The organism is Halorhodospira sp. 9622 (assembly GCF_022228025.1).
In the GTDB taxonomy this organism is placed as follows: Bacteria; Pseudomonadota; Gammaproteobacteria; order Nitrococcales; family Halorhodospiraceae; genus Halorhodospira; species Halorhodospira halophila_A.
Window position 1 is genome coordinate 17,464 of record NZ_JAJNRE010000004.1, and the last position, 17,773, is coordinate 35,236.

Consider the following 17,773-nt stretch of genomic DNA (forward strand, 5'->3'; position numbering starts at 1 on the left):
GGGGCTCCGGTCAATCCTGGACGTAGTAGCTGCGCTGCACGCCCAGGTTGTCGTCTAGCTCGTAGACCAGCGGCCGTCCGGTGGGAATCTCGACCTTCATGATCGCGTCATCAGCCAGCCCGTCGAGGTGCTTGACCAGCGCACGCAGGCTGTTGCCGTGGGCGGCGATGAGCACGCAGTCGTACTGGCGCAGCGCCGGTGCGATCTCGCGCTCCCAGCAGGGGAGCACGCGCTCCAGGGTCAGCTTGAGCGACTCCGTACCCGGCAGCTGCTGCGGATCCAAATCGGCGTAGCGCGGATCGTGGCGCGGGTGGCGTTCGTCGTCCGGCTCCAGGGCCGGGGGCGGGGTGTCGTAGCTGCGCCGCCAGATGTGGACCTGCTCGTCGCCGTACTGCTCGGCCGTTTCCGCTTTGTTCAGGCCGGTGAGTGCACCGTAGTGGCGCTCATTCAGCCGCCAGTCCTTGATCTCGGGGATCCACATGCGGTCGAGTTCGGCGAGGCTCAACCAAAGGGTGCGAATGGCCCGTTTAAGCACCGAGGTGTAGGCGACCTGCGGGGTGATCCCCGCCTCGCGTAGGGCGACGCCTGCCTCCCGGGCTTCGTCGATCCCCTGATCGCTCAGGTCGACGTCGTACCAGCCCGTGAACCGGTTCTCGAGATTCCAGATGCTCTGGCCGTGACGCAGTAGAACGAGTTTCGGCATCAGGTTCACACCCTCCGTGACGGAAAGGGCCGATAGTGTAATGCCTCGGGCCGTCCTCGGCGAGGGGGGGCGCCGTTGTGACGGCGCACGCTACGGGTTGTATGGTAACGCCATTCACGTGGTTCAAGTGGAGGATGAAGTGGCGCAAGAAATCGAGCGCAAGTTTCTGCTCAGCGGCGATGATTGGCGTGAGCATGCCGATACCGGACAGCGCATGCGCCAGGGGTATTTGGTGGGGGCGCAGCGCGCCTCGATCCGTGTGCGCGTCGCCGGAGAGCAGGCGTGGCTGAACATCAAGAGCGCCACCCTGGGAGTGGAACGCCGTGAGTACGAGTATCCGATCCCGCTGCGGGATGCCGAGGAGATGCTCGCGGAGCTCTGCGAGCGGCCGCAGATCGAGAAGGTGCGCTACGAGGTGCCGTGGGCGGGGCATACTTGGGAGGTTGATGTCTTCGAGGGCGACAACGCGGGACTGGTGGTTGCCGAAATCGAGCTCGGCGATGCCGATGAGGACTTCGAGTGCCCCCCTTGGGTCGGCGAGGAGGTCTCCGATGACCCGCGCTACTACAACGTCTGCCTCATCCACAACCCCTACTCGCAATGGGCCGCGCGGTGAGCCGTGCCCTGCCGCAACGCTGGCTGGGTGTTGATCTGCCGGCGCAGCGGTTGACCCTCCACGAGGGGGAGGCCGCGCTGCGCGTGTTCCCGGTGGCCACGGCTGCCCGCGGTCCCGGGGAGCGCCATGGCGGTGGCGGGACCCCGCGCGGCTGGCACTCCGTGCGGGCCCGCATCGGCGCCGATCAGCCCTGCCGGGCGGTGTTCGTGGCCCGGCGCCCGACCGGCGAGGTGTGGACACCGGCCCTGCACCGAGAGCACCCGCAGCGTGACTGGATCCTGAGTCGTATCCTGTGGCTATCCGGCCTGGAGCGCGGGGTGAATCGCCTCGGTGCGGTGGATACCATGAAGCGGTTCATCTACATCCACGGGTGCCCGGACAGCGAGCCTGTCGGTGTGCCGTGCTCCCACGGATGCATCCGCATGCGCAACGCGGACGTGATCGAGCTGTTCGACGCGGTGGATGCGGGCACCCCGGTCTGGATCGGTTCGCGCTGGCCGAGCCGGCCGATGCCGACCCGGGGCGGCTGATTCGGGGCGACAGGGAGGGGCACGCCATGCTGGGCCCGTTGATGATCGGTATCGAGGGGGTGGAACTCCCCGCGCAGTCGCGGGAACTCCTGCGCCACCCGGCCGTCGGTGGCGTCGTCCTCTTTGCCCGCAACTTTCAGAATGTGCAGCAACTGCATGATCTCACGCGGGACATCCACGCCGTGCGCGAGCCGCCGCTGTTGATCGCGGTGGATCAGGAGGGTGGGCGCGTGCAGCGATTCCGCGAGGGGTTCACGCCGCTTCCCCCCGCTTCTTGGCTGGGTCGCCTGAACGATCTCGACCCGCATCAGGCTCGGCTGACCGCACAGAGGACCGCGTGGGTCATGGCTGCGGAGCTCCGCGCCTGCGGAGTGGATCTGAGCTTCGCCCCGGTGCTGGATCTCGATGGCGGGATCAGCCGCGTCATTGGCGCGCGCGCCCTGCACGGGGATCCGGCCACGGTGGCGCGGTTGGGGCATGCCTGGATGCGCGGTATGCGCCAGGCGGGTATGGCGGCGGTAGGCAAGCACTTCCCGGGGCACGGCTCGGTTGAGGCTGACAGTCACGTTGCGCTGCCGTGCGATGGGCGGCCATTGGCAGAGATCGCGCGCCGGGATCTGGTACCCTTTCAGCGCCTGGCCGCCGCCGGGCTGCCGGGGATCATGGCGGCGCACGTGGTCTACCCCGAGGTGGATGACCGGCCCGCCGGGTTCTCCCGGCGCTGGATCGGTGACATCCTGCGTCGTCGCGTGGGCTTCCTCGGGGCCGTTTTCAGTGACGACCTCGGTATGCGCGGGGCGGAGACGGCCGGCACCATGCTGGAACGGGTGGATGCGTGCCTCGGGGCCGGCTGCGATGCAGCGCTGGTCTGCGATCCGCCGCAGGCCGAGGCGCTGCTCGGCGAGGTCGCGGCAGACCGCTGGCTGGAACCTGCATCCGGACTGCGTATGGTGCGTATGCATGGTCGGCCGGCCCCGGCATGGTCCGAACTCCAGGAGGATGCTGCCTATCAGGCAGCGGTCCGCGAGCTGACTGAGGGGATCCCGGGCTTCGAGGCGCCGGGGTGAGTCCATCGAAATCGACAACGGTAAAAGACAACGGTACCAGGAGGGCTGCGATGCCTTGGGACGATGCCCCGGATCTGCGCGGGGCCGAACTGATCCATGACCGGCGGGCCATCGAGCGGGCCCTGGACCGCATGGCCGCGGAGATCACCGAGGATCTCGGCGGGCGCAACCCGCTGATCCTGGGCGTCATGATCGGCGGGATGATCCCGGCAGGGCGGCTGCTGCCGCGCCTGGAGTTCCCGCTCGAGGTCGACTATGTCCACGCCACCCGGTACCGCAACGAACTCAGCGGCCAGGATCTGGTGTGGCATGCGCTACCCACGACGCCGATGGAGGGGCGAGACCTGCTGATCGTCGATGACATCCTGGATGAGGGCCATACGCTGGCCGGGATCATCGAGGCCTTCCGCAACGGCGGGGCGCGCTCGGTGCGAACCGCCGTGTTGGTCGATAAGCGCCACGATCGCAAGTTCGAGGGGCTGTGCGCCGACTACGTCGGGCTCGAAGTGGAGGACCGCTACGTCTTCGGCGCCGGGATGGACTGCCGGGGGCTGGGGCGCAACGCCGATGGCATCTACGCCATCGATGCCCGCACCGAGCAGGCCGCAAGGTCGCAACAGGAACCGGATACGGAGGAGCGTTGATGAGTGTTGGCATTATCGGCGGGACCGGGCTGACCTCCCTCGAGGGGCTGGAAATCACCCGTCGCGAGGTGGTCCGGACTCCGTTCGGCGAGCCATCGGCGCCATTGATCCACGGCACATTCCGTGGCCACGATGTCACCTTCTTGGCGCGCCACGGCCACAGCCACAATATCCCGCCGCACCAGGTCAACTATCGCGCCAACATCTGGGCCCTGCGTCACGTCGGCGTCGACCGGGTGATCGCCGTCGCGGCGGTCGGTGGCCTAGGGGAGGAGTACGCGCCGCGCCGGGTCGCGATCCCGGATCAGATCATCGACTACACGCACTCGCGTATCGCCACCTTTTACCACCAGGATCTGGATCACGTTACCCACATCGATTTCACCTATCCCTACGACGGCACTGTGCGGGAGTGGCTGCTCGGCGCCGCGCGCGAGGCCGGCGTCGATGCGATCGATGGCGGCACCTACGGCGCCACCCAGGGGCCGCGCCTGGAGACGGCTGCGGAGATCCGCCGCATGCGCCGGGACGGCTGCGATCTGGTGGGGATGACCGGCATGCCGGAGGCGGCGTTGGCGCGCGAGGCCGAGTTGCGCTACGCCCACTGCGCCGTGGTGGCCAATTGGGCCGCCGGCATGGGCGACGGGGCGGAGCTGTCCATGGACGAGATCCGCGATCACCTCCTCCACGGCATGGAGGCGGTGCGCAGGATCATCGCGGCGCTGAGCTAGACGACCGGCCCAGACGGAAGCCGGCGACGCGCAACGCGTCGCCGGTCGGCCCCCGAACGGGGCGCCTTCGGTCAGCCGTCGGGCGGTTGGTCGGCTGGGTGGATGATGATGAGCACGCCCAGAGCTGGATGGTCCAGGTAATGGAGCTCGCCGCTGCGCATGCGGCGGTTTTCTTGCATACGGTGGAGCGGGGCCCGAATCTGCTCGGCCTCATCGATCTCCCGCCCGACCGCTCGCCAGTGCAGACGCAGATCGACTGCGGCGTGGAGGAAGCGCTCCCGATAGATGCGGATCAGCCCAAAGGCCGGGGGCTGATACTGTGGGTCGCGGAGTTCCTGGTTCCGGGCCTCGGCCTCGGTGGGCGGCGTCCAGTGGTAGGGCACAGGGACCGCTACGGCCCGGTCCCGCCCGACGCCCGGCTGCAGCCAGGCGAGGTGGTACAGCGGCTGGTAGGCGTCGGATCGGGTCAGGGCTCCCCAGTGGGCGGTTAACCGCCGCCGCTCGGCGGGCAGGCAGTGTAGGCGGGTCTCTTGGGCGTCCAGATCGTCGGTCTCGATTTCGGCCGAGGCCGGGTCGTCCTCGATGCCGAGTTCCCGCCGGCTCGCCTGGTCGCTTCCACATCCGGCCGGAATCTGCCAGAGCGGGTAATGGGGGAGGTCGGCGCGGGTTGGCCAGCGCTCGGCGTGGCGCCCGCCCTGTTCCCACTGCCGGAAGACGATGACCTCCACCTCGTACCATTCATCCGCCTCGGCCGCCTGTGCCGACACGGACACGCCCGCGCCCCCGGTGAGCAGAAGCGTCGCGCTCAGTACCACGCCCGCAAGCCCGCGCCGCGGTCTCCGCGTGCCGGGAGTCACCCCTCTCATCCTGCCACCTCCTCGCTGGCGTGAAGCCTCTCCAGAAGTCGCTCGATCACTTCGAAGCGGGTCTGCTCATCGCTGAGATCGGCACGGACGTGGAGACGCTGCTGCCCGTCCAGGCGGTACTTGTCGGGCTCCTGCTGAACCATCTGAACCAGGCGAGCCGGATCGATTTGGGGCTGTGGGCCGAACTGGATGGTCCCGCCGGAGGGGCCGGCCTCGATCTTGCGAATGCCCAGCGCCTCGGCCCGAAGCTTGAGGGCGGCCGTCCGGAAGAGGTTGCGTGCTGCATCGGGCAGCAGGCCGAAGCGGTCGATCATCTCCACCTGGAGCTCTTCGAGGTCGGCGTCGCTGCGGGCGCTGCTGATCCGCTTGTACTGCACCAGGCGGGTGTGGACATCCGGCAGGTAGTCGGCCGGGAGCAGGGCGGAAAGGCGCAGGTCCACCTCCACACCGCTCTCCAGCTCGGCCTCCGGTGCCGGATCGCGTCCGGCCTTGAGATCCTTGACCGCCCGCTCGAGGAGCTGACTGTACAGCGTGAACCCGACCTCCTGGATCTGTCCGCTCTGCTCATCGCCGAGCAGCTCACCGGCGCCGCGGATCTCCAGGTCGTGGGAGGCAAGCGCGAAACCGACGCCGAGGTCCTCGAGCTGAGAGATAGCCTCCAGACGCTTGAGCGCGTCGGCGGTCATCGCGCTCGGCGGCGGCGCGAGCAGATAGGCGTAGGCCCGGTGGTGGGAGCGCCCGACGCGGCCGCGAAGCTGGTGCAACTGGGCGAGCCCAAAACGATCGGCCCGATGGATAATGATCGTATTGGCGGTGGGGATATCGATCCCCGATTCGATGATCGTGGTACACACCAGGATATCGAAGCGTTGGTGGTAGAAGTCGAGCATCACCTGCTCGAGTTCCCGCTCGCGCATCTGGCCGTGGGCAACACCGATCCGCGCTTCCGGCATCAGCTCACGCAGATGGTTGGCGGTGCGATCGATCGTCTTGACGTCGTTGTAGAGGAAATAGGCCTGCCCGCCCCGCTGGAGTTCCCGCTGGCAGGCCTCGCGGATGAGGCCGTCGTTCCATTCGTGGACAAAGGTCTTCACCGCCAGGCGTCGCTCCGGCGGCGTGGCGATGATCGACAGGTCCCGGATACCCGCCAGGGACATGTTTAGGGTGCGCGGGATGGGCGTGGCGGTCAGGGTCAGGACATCGACCTCGGCGCGGAGGCGCTTGAGCCGTTCCTTCTGCCGGACGCCGAAGCGCTGCTCCTCGTCGATGATCACCAGCCCCAGGTTCTTGAACTGGATCTCGCTGCCGAGCAGCTTGTGGGTGCCGATGACGATGTCGGCTTGTCCGTTGGCGATCCGATCCAGGGCCTGCTCGTTGCCCTTCTTGCCCGTGAAGCGCGACAGCGACTCGATGCGCACGGGCCAGTCGGCGAAGCGGTCGGCGAAGTTCTGGTAGTGCTGCTGCGCCAGCAGGGTCGTCGGCACCAGCATGGCCACCTGGCGCCCGGCCTGCACACCGGCGAAGGCGGCCCGCATGGCCACCTCGGTCTTGCCGAAGCCGACATCGCCGCAGACCACCCGGTCCATGGGCTGATCCGAGCGCAGATCCTGAAGGACCGCCTGGATGGCCGCTTGTTGGTCCGGTGTCTCTTCGAAGGGGAAGGCGGCGGCGAAGGCCTCATAGGCCTCGTCGTCGAACAGACAGGCATCGCCGGCCCGGGCCTGACGCCGCGCGTAGAGGTCGAGCAACTCGGCGGCCACGTCGCGGGCGCGCTTGGCCGCCCGGCGCCGCGCCTTATCCCACTGATCGCTGCCCAGGCGGTGCTGCGGGGCCTCATCGGCGTCGGCCCCGGTGTAGCGCGAGATCCGATCCAGCGCGGAAACCGGGACGTAGAGCTTGTCGCCGCCCGCGTACTCGAGGGTGAGGAATTCGGTGGTAACGTCCCCGACGGTGAGGCTCTGCAGGCCGACATAGCGGCCGACCCCGTGGTCCTCGTGGACTACCGGGGCGCCCTCGTGCAGGTCGGAGAGGTCGCGGATCACCGCCGCCGGGTCGGTGGAGGCACTGGAGCGCCGGCGCCGGCTTTGCCGGGCGCGCTCGCCGTAGAGCGCGCTCTCCGGAATGATAGCCATCCCGTCAATGCGCGCGCCGCTCTCCAGCGGGGCGACGGTGATCGCCGCCGTCGCGTCGCCGTCGAGGAATTCGCGCCAGCCACGCACCGGCTCAGCCTCGATGCCGGCTCGGGTCAGCCGTTCCTGCAGCCCCTGGCGGCGTCCGGCGCTCTCGGCAGTGAACAGGACCCGTCCGTTGTGTCCGGCGTGGAAGTGCTCGAGCCGTTCCAGTGGTCTTTCCGCCTGGGGCCGGGCGGCCAGCTCGGGCAGGGCGCTGACTTCGGCCTCGGCGCCGCGCCCGGGTTCGGTGTGCAGCGCCACCTGGGGGCAGCGGTTGAGGCCGGCGCGTAGCTCGTCCCCGTCGAGGAAGACTCGACGGGGCGGCAGTGGGGGACGGTCCATATCGCCAGTGCGCTGCTCGTAACGGTCCTGAACCTGCCGCCAGAAGCTGTCCGCCGCTTCGTCGACCCCCTCCAGACGCACAGACAGGGTCCCTTCCGGCAGGTAGTCGAACAGCGTGGCCGTCTCCTCGAAGAAGAGCGGCAGGTAGTACTCGATCCCCCCGGGGATGCGGCCCTCGCTGACGGCGCGATAGAGGAAGCTGCGCCCCGGATCGCCCTCGAACTCGGCCCGGAATGCCTGTCTGAAGCGGGTGACCCCGTCCTCGTCGGTGGGGAACTCCCGGCCCGGCAGTAGCTCGATGGCGTCGACCTTCTCGGTGGTGCGCTGGGTCTCGGGATCGAAGCGGCGCAGGCTCTCGACCTCGTCGTCGAACAGGTCGATGCGATAGGGCGTTTCGCCTCCCATCGGGAAGAGATCGAGTAGGGCGCCCCGGACCGCGAATTCACCGTGTTCGCCGACCTCGGGGACGCATCGGTAGCCGGCGGCCTCCAGACGTCGGCGCATGGATTCGATCTCCAGCTGGTCGCCGGGACGCAGCATCAGCGATCGACCCTCGAGCCAGCCGCGCGGCGGCAGGCGATGCATGAGGGTTGCCACCGGAACCACCAGAACGCCGCGGTCCATCCCCGGCAGGCGGTAGAGCCCGAGCAGACGCTCCGAGATGATGTCCTGATGCGGGGAGAAGACGTCGTAGGGCAGGGTTTCCCAGTCCGGAAAGCCGAGCACGGACGCGTCGTCTCCCAGGAAAAAACCGAGCGCCTCTTGCAGGGCGGCGGCCTGCTGCGGCGTTCCGGTAACTGCGATGACTGGTCCGTCATGCTGCCGGGCGGCTTCCGCGATGGCTAGCGGCTGGGCCGCGCCGAGCAGCCCGGACCAGTCCCGCCGCTCGGCGGGGCGTCGGGGTAGGGGCAGATCGCCGAGCAACACGCCGCTAACCGCTCCGGCTCCAGCCGAACAGCCAGGTCTCGGGGTCGGGGATCGGCTCCCGCGCATTGAGCTGACGCATGCCGTAGATACAGCGTACGAGCAGCCAGATAGTCAGGAACACGCCGAGCAGGAAACCGAGGCCGTAAAGGGGCATGGTGATGATGGCCACTGCGAAGATCAGCAGACCGATCCAGAAGGTGTTGATCTGGAATTGGTAGTGGCTCTGGACCCAAGGCGCTGCGTCACGGCGCTGCATATAGGCGACGATCACCCCGATGACCGCCGTCAGGCCGATGAACAGGCTACCCAGGTGAAGGATGTAGACCGCCCACGGGGCGACGCCGGGGGGCGTGTCGGCGGGCGGCTGCTGGCCGTTTTCCGTCTCTTGCATCGGTTCGCCTCACACTAGCGGATACCAGAGGCTGAGCATATTACCAGCCCGGCGCGGCGCCGTCCTACGCGTCTCCCGGGGTGTCGAGGTAGCGCCGGGCGAGGCCTTGGTAGGCTTCAATGCGCCGGTCGCGCAGGAACGGCCACATGCGCCGGACCTCCTCGGTGCGGTGGAGGTCGAGGCGGACAACGAGGACGGTCTCTTCCTCGCCGCCGCGGGCAAGGATCTCGCCCTGTGGGCCGCAGACGAAGCTGCGGCCCCAGAAACGGGCGGCCGGCTCGGTGCCCACCCGGTTGCACGCTGCCACCGGTAGGCCGTTGGCGATGGCGTGACCGCGCTGGATGGTCTCCCAGGCCTCGAGTTGCCGCGCCTGCTCATCGGCGGGCTCCTCCGGGGCGAAGCCGATGGCGGTGGGGTAGAGCAGGATTTCGGCCCCGGCGAGGGCCATGAGCCGGGCTGCCTCCGGGAACCACTGATCCCAGCACACCAGCACGCCCAGCCGCCCGGCGGAGGTGTCCACGGGGGTGAAGCCGCCATCGCCGGGGGTGAAGTAGAACTTCTCGTAATAGCCCGGGTCATCCGGAATGTGCATCTTACGATAGGTGCCGGCCAGCGTGCCGTCGCGCTCGAGCACCACCGCGGTGTTGTGGTAGAGCCCGGCCGCCCGGCGTTCGAAGAGCGAGCCGATGACCACCACGCCGTGTTCAGCAGCCGCCCGGCCCAGCCGCTCGGTCCCCGGGCCCGGGATGGGCTCAGCTGCGTCGAAATGGGCCGGGTGCTCCTCGTAACACGGGTAGTGCCCGCAATGTAGCTCCTGAAGCAGGACCACATCGGCCCCCGCCTCGGCGGCGCGGGCAATCCCCGCCTCCGAGCGTTCCAGGTTCTCTTGCCGGTCCGCACTGCACGGATGCTGGACCAGACCGAGCGTGGTTTGGCGGCTCATGCCTCGTGAACCCTCCCTGCGCCCGCAGTTGGCGCGGCCAGACCATCGACGATGACGCCCTCCGGCAGCTGCATCGTGGCGCAGTGAATGCTGCCGCCCTGGCGAATGAGGTCCCGCGCCGGCACCCGGACGATATCGCGATCCGGGCAGGCCTGGGCGAGCCGCGCGCAGGCCACTGCATCCGCAGGGTCGTCGTAGACCGGCACCAGCACGGCGCCATTGATGAAGACGAAATTGGCGTAGGTCGCGGGGAGGCGGTTGCCATTTTCGTCATGGATCGGGGCCGGGAGGGGCAGCCCGATCAGCCGGTAGGGCTCGCCGTGGAGGGTGCGTGCGGCGCTCAGCTCGGCGCGCAGCGCCTCCAGCGGTGCATGATGCGGGTCGTCGCGGTCCTCGCAGACCGCGTGGGCGATGGTGTGGCGGTCGACAAAGCGGGCCAGCATGTCGACATGGCCGTCGGTGTCGTCGCCGCAGAGCCAGCCCGACTCCAGCCAGAGTACACGGCGGACGCCGAGGCGGGCGCGGAGCTGGGCCTCCACTTCCTCGCGCCCGGAATCCTTGTTTCTATTGGGGTTGAGCAGGCAACGCGAGGTGGTCAGCAGGGTGCCGGCGCCGTCGCTGTCGATGCTGCCGCCTTCGAGGATCCACTCGATGCGCCGGTAGGACTCCCCCCCGACGACGCCCTCCTCGGTGAGTCTCCGCGTCAGGCGGTCGTCCTCGGCGGCGGCATAGCGCCCGCCCCACCCGTTGAAGCGGAAATCGAGCAGCTGCGCCCGGCCGCCCGCGCGCAGGACGGTGATCGGGCCGTGGTCCCGTGCCCAGACATCGTCGGAAGGCGCTTCGCTAAAGATCAGGCGCTGCGCCGGAACCCCCGCGGAGCGCAGGCGGTTGCGCACGCGGCCACTGGTTCGGCTGTCGGGACAGACGACAAGTACGGGCTGGTACTGCGCCGCAGCCGCAGCCAGGCGCTCGAGATTAGCCTCGGCGGCGGCGAGGTGTTCGCCCCAGTCGCCGCCGGAGTGGGGCCAAGTGAGCATCAGCGCTGCCTGGCGCTCCCATTCGGCGGGGAGGCGCGGATGTTGGCAATCGGGGTGAACGGGCGCGGACATGGCGTTGGTCGGATCCCGAAAAGGCGACACGGACTATACCCGATCACCGAGTCATGTAAAGGGTATGAGCGATGTGCCGCGGACGCGTAGACTGAGCGCGGATCAAGCCCGGAGGAGCCGTGTCGTGGAATTCGAGCAGGGGTTGACGGAGGCGCGACTGGTCCGCCGTTACAGGCGTTTTCTTGCCGATGTGGAGGACGCTGGCGGCCGACAGTGGACCGTGCACTGCCCGAATACCGGCTCGATGCTCGGTTGCACCGAGCCTGGCTCGCGGGTGTGGCTCAGCCACTCCGCGCGCCCCGGTCGGAAGTATGCGCACACCTGGGAACTGGTCGAGCTGCCGGGGTCGATCGTAGTGGGGGTCCACACTGGGCGCGCCAACGCGCTGGTCGGCGAGGCGCTGGATGCCGGATTGCTGCCCGGGTTGTCGGCTTACGCCACGCGTCGCCGCGAGGTCCGGGTGCCGGACGCCCCCATGCGTGCCGACTGGCTTCTGGAGGACCATCCGGGCGGGGAACCGCCGTGCTTTGTTGAGGTCAAGAACGTGACAGCGGCGGTGGAGCACGGCCGGGCGCTGTTCCCGGATGCGGTCACCGAGCGCGGGCGGCGGCATCTGGAGGTCCTTGCCGACTGGGTCCGCGGTGGTGGCCGTGCCGCCTTGATCTTCTGCGTGCAGCGCAGCGATGCGCTGGAGGTGCGTCCGGCCGAGTCGATCGACCCGCGCTATGCCGAGGCGCTGCGCGAGGCCGCAGCGGCGGGCGTCGACCTGCGGGCGATCCGGCTGCATCCGAGCGCCACCGGGATCCGCCCCGACTGTCCCCTGCCGGTCCATCATCAAGAGGAGCCGTAGTCCGTTGTTCCGACCTGTAGAGCTGTTCATCGGCCTTCGCTACACCCGGGCCCGCCGGCGGGGGCACTTCGTCTCGTTCATCTCCATGACCTCGATGATCGGCATCGCCCTGGGCGTGGCGGCCCTGATTACCGTGCTCTCGGTCATGAACGGGTTCGAGCGTGAGCTGCGCGAGCGGATCCTCGGCATGGTCTCGCACGCCGAGGTGCATGGCGCTCAGCGCCAGGTGGATGATTGGCCTGGGGTGCTGGAACGCGCCGAGCAACATCCCCGTGTGGTGGGGGCCGCGCCGTTCATCGACGGAGAGGTCATGGTGACCCGCGGCGGCCAGGTTAGCGGGACGCTGATCCGTGGCGTGGATCCGGATCGGGAGCCTCGTGTTTCCGATGTGCTGGATCAGGTCATCGCCGGGGATGCGCAACTGGAAGCCGGGGAGTTCGGGCTGATCATGGGCTCGGCCCTGGCGCGCGAGCTCGGCGCACGGATCGGCGACCGGATTACCGTGATCACCCCGGAGGCCCGTGTCTCTGTCGCCGGCATTACCCCCCGCATGCGGCGTTTCACGCTGACCGGTATCTTCGAGGTGGGGATGCACGAGTACGACCGGACCCTGGCCATCGCCCATATCGGTGATATGGCGCGGGTCCAGGGCATGGGCGACGCGGTCAGCGGCATCCGGCTCAAGCTCGACGACATGATGGCCGCGCCCTGGCTGGCCCGCGAGGTGGCCAACGAATTGCCGGGGCACTACCGGGTGGTGGACTGGACCCGCCAGCACGCTAATTTCTTCCGGGCGGTGCAGACCGAGAAAACGGTGATGTTCGTCATCCTGGCGCTGATCGTGGCGGTGGCGGCCTTCAACATCGTCTCGACGTTGGTGATGGTCGTCCGCGATAAGCAGGCCGATATTGCCATACTGCGCACCGTCGGGCTGAGCCCCGGCAGCGTCATGGCGGTGTTCATCATCCAGGGGGCGGTGATCGGCGTCGTCGGGACCGCGCTCGGGGTCGCCGGAGGTGTATCACTGGCGCTCAACGTGGAGAACATCGTCCCGGCGGTGGAGCAGCTGCTCAATTTCGAGTTCCTGCCCGCCGATGTCTACTACATCAGCGATCTGCCCTCCGAACTGTGTGGCGAGGACGTGGGGCGGATTACGGCACTGGCGCTGGTGCTGTCCCTGGTCGCCACGCTCTACCCGGCGTGGCGGGCGGCACGCACCGAGCCTGCGGAGGCGTTGCGCTATGAGTGATGCCCAAGTGGTCATCGACTGTCGGGGGGTGGCCAAGCGTTTTAGCGAGGGGCCGCAGGAGATCGAGGTCCTCAGCGGTCTGGATCTGCGCGTGCGCGCCGGTGAGCAAGTGGCCGTGGTCGGGCCATCCGGCTCCGGCAAGAGCACCCTGCTGCACATCCTCGGCGGTCTTGACACCCCTTCCGCCGGCGCGGTCCACGTGGCCGGCCAGCGGATCTACGACCTTAAGCAGGCGGCCCGCGGGCGCCTACGCAACGAGGCGCTGGGGTTCGTCTACCAGTTTCACCACCTGCTGCCGGAGTTCACGGCTCTGGAGAACGTTGCCATGCCGCTTCTCATCCGGCGCGAGCCAGCGGCACGGGCGCGTGCCACGGCGGCCGGGCTGCTCGAGCGGATCGGGTTGGAAGCGCGCATGAGCCACCGCCCGTCGGAACTCTCCGGAGGTGAGCGGCAGCGGGTGGCCATTGCGCGCGCCCTGGTGACGCGACCGAAGTGCATCCTCGCCGATGAGCCTACCGGGAATCTGGATCGTCATACGGCCGAGCGCGTGTTCGGGATGCTGCAGAGCCTTAACGAGGAACTCGGTACCGCGCTCGTCTTCGTGACCCACGACCTGGACCTGGCGCACCGCACCGAGCGGGTCTACAAACTCGAGGACGGCCACCTGCTGGCGCAGCAGGGGCGGTCGCAGGAGCCGGCGTTGGGCTAGCGGTCAAGGCTTGTCGCCGCCTTGCCCCTGCGCGGTGATACTACGGCGTCGGTGAGCGATGCGGATCCGGCGCTGGTTGCGCTCGCGGTGGACGGCGTAGCGCCAGATCAGCAGGACCGCAATGTAGGTGATGACCCCGGCAAGCGCCCCGAGCACCAATGATCCGGCTAGCACCGGCTGCCAGGCCTGGTTCAGATTGCCCAGGAACCACTGCACGGTGTTGTCGTAGTCGAACTGTTCAAACTCCGCGCCGAGCAGCCACGCGCCAGTGCGGTAGCTGGCGTAGATCATCGGCCCCATGGTCAGGGGATTGCTCACCCAGACCAGAATCACGGCGAGGATCAGATTAACGCGGACCAGGATGGCGATGACCGCGGCCAGCAGCATCTGCAGCGGGATGGGCAGGAAGGCCACGAACACCCCGATCGCGACACCGCCGGCCGTCGAGCGGCGGTTTAGGTGGAACAGGAACGGATCCTCAAGCAGTCGGCCCAGGAAGCCGAAGCGCCCCTGCTGCTTGAGCCGCTGCAGATCCGGTAACGTTCCCTTGAGCCACCGTCGCATGAATGTTCCTCGATACCTGCCTGACCGGGCCGCTGTCCAAGCCGGGGCGCTGGCGCCCCGGCGGGGTTCTCAGCTAGCCTAACCGACCACGCATACGCCAAGGATGGCTGATGCGAGCCGGATCGCTTGCTTTCGCGGCCGGAATCGTACTGGTCGTGAGCTTGTTACGGGAGCCCCCCGGCGTCCTGTCGGTCGTGGCGGCGACTGCCACCGCGCTCGGGTGGGCCCTGATCGCCCCGCGTGGTTGGCGCTGGCCGGCTGCCGGTTTGCTGGGTTGCGCTTGGGCCCTGCTCAGCGCCTGCTGGCTCTTGGCCCACGAACTCGACCCGGGCCTGGATGGTACGGACGCCTGCCTAGAAGGGCGGATCGTCTCCATCCCCGAGGTTGAGAGTCATCGAACGCGTTTCGAGTTCCGTCCGGAGCGGCAGGTCGAGGGCAAGCTGACCGATCCGTTGCCGCGTCGGGTTCGCGTGGACTGGTACGGTGCGGGGGAGGGCCAGCCGGGCCCCGGGGAACGTTGGCACCTCTGCCTGCGCTTGCGCGCCCCGGACGGCTTCCTCAACCCGGCGGGTTTCGACTACCAGCGCTGGCTATTCCAGCACCGCATCGGTGCCACGGGCTACGTGCGGGATGCGGATCGCGCCGAGCGCCTGGCCGGCCGCTGGCAGATGGATCGGCTCCGAGCGCGGATTGCCGAGGTGATGGCCGAGCGGCTCGGCGATTCGCGGTATCTGGGGCTGGTCCAAGGGCTCGGCGTCGCGGTGCGCGCCGGAATCAGCGACAATCAGTGGGACGTGCTCTCGGTTACCGGGACCGCCCATCTGTTGGCCATCTCCGGGCTGCACATCGGTCTGGTCGCCGGATTGGCCGGGATGCTGGCTGGCGTGCTCTGGCGCTGGATCCCGCCACTGGTTCGCCGGGTGCCGGCGGTGGTCGCCGGCACCCTGGCCGGAGCGCTGGCTGCTGCGGGCTACGCGGCCCTGGCCGGTTTCACCCTGCCCACCCAGCGCGCGCTGGTTATGGTGCTGGTCTTCGCGGGGGCGCTCGCCCTGCGCCGCCCCCTGAGCCCTTGGCACAGCCTCACCGTGGCCGCGGCCGCCGTCCTGGCCGTCGACCCCTGGGCGCCCCTCGGGGCCGGATTCTGGCTTTCATTCGGGGCCGTGGCCATCATCCTGGCGGCTACGACGGGTCGGCCGGTGCAGCGCGGCCCGCTGCCCTGGCTGCGCATTCAGACGCTGGTGGGCATCGGCATGTTGCCCGCGACTGCCGTCTGGTTCGGGCACTTGCCGTTGCTCTCGCCGCTGGCCAATCTCTTGGCCGTGCCATGGGTCAGCCTGCTGGTAGTGCCCCCGGTGCTGGCTGGTATCGCCCTGCATCCCCTGGTGCCTGCCTGGGGCGGCTGGTTGTGGCAGGCCGCGGAGGCCTCGCTTGGCCTGCTCATGTCGGTGCTCGGCTGGATGGCCCAGGCCTTCGGGGCCGTCGAGGTGCCTGCCCCCTCGGCGGGCGCCGTGGCTCTGGCGGTTTTCGGGGTGGCGCTGGTGCTCGGTCCGCACGCCTTGCCCGGGCGCTGGTTGGCCGGTCCGTTACTAGCCCTGCTGCTGCTCGGCCCGGGCGACCACGGGGGGGGGCAGACTGCGCGGGTGGTGGTCTTCGACACCGGCTCCGGGCTGACCGCGCTGCTCTGCGACGGGGAGCGCGCGGTGGTCTATGGCGGCGGCCCCGGCGGAGGGCTCGATGCGGCGAGCGTGGCCGTGGAGCCGTTTCTCGAGGCCCGGGGGCTAACCCTCGAAGCGTGGCTGGTACCGCGCAAGCAGTCCCCCTGGGACGGGGCCGTGGCCGAAGCGCGGCAGCGCTGGGCGGACGCCGAGTGGTTGGGAGCCGGGCGCGAGGCGGAGACCGATGGGTGGTCCATCACCCTGGGCAGTCTGACGCTGCGGGCCACGCCCCTCGACGACGGGGCATGGGGGCTCGATGTGGAGGGCCGGGCGGATGACCTGTCTTTGCGACCGGAACTCGATGCCGACACTGCCGGATGGGTCGTGGGGGCGGCTGGCTGCGCCGAGGACCGAGGTACGTGCAGCGCGGCCGTCGCGCCAGAGGATGGCCGGATGCTGCGCACCGACGAGCACGGGGCACTAATCCTTAGCGACGATGGGCGCACATGGCAGCTGCGCAGCGAGCTGCAGCGCAGTGGCCGGATCTATCATCGGGGCGGTGCGGCTGCGTCGGCGGGCGGGATGCTTTAGAATCCGCCGCCACGCCCACCCGTTTCCGGACTGCGCGCCCTTGACCGACCCCGGGGAGTGATCATGCTTGAGCTCATCCAGGCCGGCGGCTGGCTGATGGTGCCGATCCTGATCGGCTCCGTGCTCGCCCTAGCCATCATCATCGAGCGTTTCTGGACCCTGCAGCAGCGGCGGATCCTGCCCCAGCCGCTGCGCGGTCGGGCCTGGCGCCTGGCGCAGGAGCATGAGCTCGAGGCCCATCACCTAGAGACGCTCAAGGAGAGTTCACCGCTGGGCCGGATCCTGGCGGCCGGTCTGGCCAACCGGCACCACGGCCGCAGTGTGATGGCCGAGGCTATTGAGGATGCCGGCCGACACGAGGCGCACCGTCTCGAGCGCTACCTGAATACACTGGGCACGATCGCTGCGATCAGCCCGCTGCTGGGCCTGCTGGGTACCGTGATCGGGATGATCAAGGTGTTCGGTGCGATCAGTGCCGAGGGGCTTGGGGACATGCAGGCGCTCTCCGGGGGTATCGCCGAGGCGTTGATCACGACGGCCTCCGGGCTGACGGTGGCCATTCCGGCGCTGATGGCGTACCGCTATCTGCGCGGGCTGGTGGATGACCGCGTGGTCGAGATGGAACAGGAGGCCATGCTGCTGCTAGAGGCCAGCGATCCTGAGCGCTCGGCACAGCGCGATCGGGGGACAGCTTGAACCTGCGACGCCGCCAACGCCGGGACGAGCCAGATCTCAATCTGACGCCGCTGATCGACGTCGTCTTCCTGCTGCTGATCTTCTTCATGGTGACCACCACCTTCGTCGATCAGGTCGGCCTCGACATCACACTGCCCGAGGCCGAACAGGAGACCGAGGAAGCGCAGCCCCGTTTGCTCGAGATCGGCATCAGCGCCGAAGGGGAGTACTTCGTCGACGGCAGCCCCCTGGTCAATCGGGAGATCGACACCCTGGTCCGGGCACTGGAGGAGGCGCGGGAGGCCGGAGACGTTGCCGGAATCGTGGTCCGCGCCGACGCTGATGCTCCGCACCGGGCCGTGGTCCGTGCGCTCGATGGGGCCGGCCGGGTCGGTATCGATCGCGTTTCCATCGCCACCAAACGCTCCGACGACCCGTGA

Annotated in this window: 18 protein-coding genes; 11 read left to right on the forward strand and 7 right to left on the reverse strand. The window is 68.7% G+C overall.

Going from position 1 to position 17,773, the window contains the following annotated elements:
* Positions 1-10: 10 nt before the first annotated feature.
* Positions 11-703 carry a 2,3-diphosphoglycerate-dependent phosphoglycerate mutase gene (gene gpmA, locus LRG07_RS03220; RefSeq protein ID WP_201242492.1) on the reverse strand — a complete coding sequence of 231 codons (693 nt, stop codon included), beginning with the start codon at positions 701-703 and terminating at the stop codon, positions 11-13.
* Between the two features lie 139 nt (positions 704-842).
* On the opposite strand from gpmA, the gene LRG07_RS03225 reads away from it, so the two are divergent.
* Genes LRG07_RS03225 through LRG07_RS03245 form a run of 5 tightly spaced genes read left to right on the forward strand, consistent with a single transcriptional unit; the run spans position 843 to position 4,291 of the window.
* Positions 843-1,319, forward strand: a complete 477-nt coding sequence (locus LRG07_RS03225) for a CYTH domain-containing protein (protein WP_238641797.1) — start codon at positions 843-845, stop codon at positions 1,317-1,319.
* Positions 1,304-1,849, forward strand: coding sequence for a L,D-transpeptidase (locus tag LRG07_RS03230; protein ID WP_238641798.1), 546 nt, complete (start codon positions 1,304-1,306; stop codon positions 1,847-1,849). Before LRG07_RS03225 ends, LRG07_RS03230 begins: the two co-directional genes overlap by 16 nt.
* Before the next feature lie 26 nt (positions 1,850-1,875).
* A complete protein-coding gene (gene nagZ / locus LRG07_RS03235) occupies positions 1,876-2,916 on the forward strand; it encodes a beta-N-acetylhexosaminidase (protein ID WP_201242494.1) in 1,041 nt (346 codons plus the stop codon).
* A 50-nt stretch (positions 2,917-2,966) separates the two neighbouring features.
* Positions 2,967-3,560 (forward strand): hypoxanthine-guanine phosphoribosyltransferase, encoded by a 594-nt coding sequence (locus LRG07_RS03240; protein ID WP_201242495.1) that lies wholly within the window; start codon positions 2,967-2,969, stop codon positions 3,558-3,560.
* Complete coding sequence (locus LRG07_RS03245; RefSeq protein WP_201167117.1) at positions 3,560-4,291, forward strand: S-methyl-5'-thioinosine phosphorylase; 732 nt, start codon at positions 3,560-3,562, stop codon at positions 4,289-4,291. The genes LRG07_RS03240 and LRG07_RS03245 overlap by 1 nt, the downstream gene beginning before the upstream one ends.
* A gap of 71 nt (positions 4,292-4,362) precedes the next feature.
* On the opposite strand, the gene LRG07_RS03250 is transcribed toward LRG07_RS03245, so the two are convergent.
* From LRG07_RS03250 to LRG07_RS03270, 5 genes are all read right to left on the reverse strand, one after another.
* Positions 4,363-5,064: a peptidoglycan binding protein CsiV gene (locus LRG07_RS03250; protein WP_201167127.1), complete on the reverse strand. Its 702-nt coding sequence runs from the start codon at positions 5,062-5,064 to the stop codon at positions 4,363-4,365.
* Positions 5,065-5,153: 89 nt separating this feature from the next.
* Positions 5,154-8,597 (reverse strand): transcription-repair coupling factor, encoded by a 3,444-nt coding sequence (gene mfd / locus LRG07_RS03255; protein WP_201242496.1) that lies wholly within the window; start codon positions 8,595-8,597, stop codon positions 5,154-5,156.
* A gap of 4 nt (positions 8,598-8,601) precedes the next feature.
* Positions 8,602-8,988 carry a DUF4870 domain-containing protein gene (locus LRG07_RS03260; RefSeq protein ID WP_238641799.1) on the reverse strand — a complete coding sequence of 129 codons (387 nt, stop codon included), beginning with the start codon at positions 8,986-8,988 and terminating at the stop codon, positions 8,602-8,604.
* A 64-nt stretch (positions 8,989-9,052) separates the two neighbouring features.
* Positions 9,053-9,931, reverse strand: coding sequence for a carbon-nitrogen hydrolase (locus LRG07_RS03265; RefSeq protein ID WP_201242497.1), 879 nt, complete (start codon positions 9,929-9,931; stop codon positions 9,053-9,055).
* Entirely contained in the window at positions 9,928-11,040 is a 1,113-nt protein-coding gene (locus LRG07_RS03270; protein ID WP_238641800.1) for an agmatine/peptidylarginine deiminase, read from the reverse strand. Before LRG07_RS03270 ends, LRG07_RS03265 begins: the two co-directional genes overlap by 4 nt.
* 124 nt (positions 11,041-11,164) lie before the next feature.
* On the opposite strand from LRG07_RS03270, the gene sfsA reads away from it, so the two are divergent.
* Genes sfsA through lolD form a run of 3 tightly spaced genes read left to right on the forward strand, consistent with a single transcriptional unit; the run spans position 11,165 to position 13,848 of the window.
* Complete coding sequence (sfsA, locus tag LRG07_RS03275) at positions 11,165-11,890, forward strand: DNA/RNA nuclease SfsA (RefSeq protein ID WP_201167138.1); 726 nt, start codon at positions 11,165-11,167, stop codon at positions 11,888-11,890.
* Positions 11,891-11,894: 4 nt separating this feature from the next.
* Positions 11,895-13,139: a lipoprotein-releasing ABC transporter permease subunit gene (locus LRG07_RS03280; protein ID WP_238641801.1), complete on the forward strand. Its 1,245-nt coding sequence runs from the start codon at positions 11,895-11,897 to the stop codon at positions 13,137-13,139.
* Positions 13,132-13,848, forward strand: coding sequence for a lipoprotein-releasing ABC transporter ATP-binding protein LolD (gene lolD / locus LRG07_RS03285; protein ID WP_238641802.1), 717 nt, complete (start codon positions 13,132-13,134; stop codon positions 13,846-13,848). The genes LRG07_RS03280 and lolD overlap by 8 nt, the downstream gene beginning before the upstream one ends.
* A gap of 3 nt (positions 13,849-13,851) precedes the next feature.
* On the opposite strand, the gene LRG07_RS03290 is transcribed toward lolD, so the two are convergent.
* Entirely contained in the window at positions 13,852-14,412 is a 561-nt protein-coding gene (locus LRG07_RS03290) for a DUF2062 domain-containing protein (protein ID WP_238641803.1), read from the reverse strand.
* A 155-nt stretch (positions 14,413-14,567) separates the two neighbouring features.
* Here LRG07_RS03290 and LRG07_RS03295 point away from each other — a divergent pair, with 155 nt between their 5' ends.
* The 3 genes from LRG07_RS03295 to LRG07_RS03305 all read left to right on the forward strand — a co-directional run bounded on the left by LRG07_RS03295 (position 14,568) and on the right by LRG07_RS03305 (position 17,773).
* Positions 14,568-16,658 (forward strand): ComEC/Rec2 family competence protein, encoded by a 2,091-nt coding sequence (locus LRG07_RS03295; RefSeq protein WP_238641804.1) that lies wholly within the window; start codon positions 14,568-14,570, stop codon positions 16,656-16,658.
* A 63-nt stretch (positions 16,659-16,721) separates the two neighbouring features.
* Entirely contained in the window at positions 16,722-17,354 is a 633-nt protein-coding gene (locus tag LRG07_RS03300; protein WP_201167161.1) for a MotA/TolQ/ExbB proton channel family protein, read from the forward strand.
* Entirely contained in the window at positions 17,351-17,773 is a 423-nt protein-coding gene (locus tag LRG07_RS03305) for a biopolymer transporter ExbD (RefSeq protein WP_238634820.1), read from the forward strand. The genes LRG07_RS03300 and LRG07_RS03305 overlap by 4 nt, the downstream gene beginning before the upstream one ends.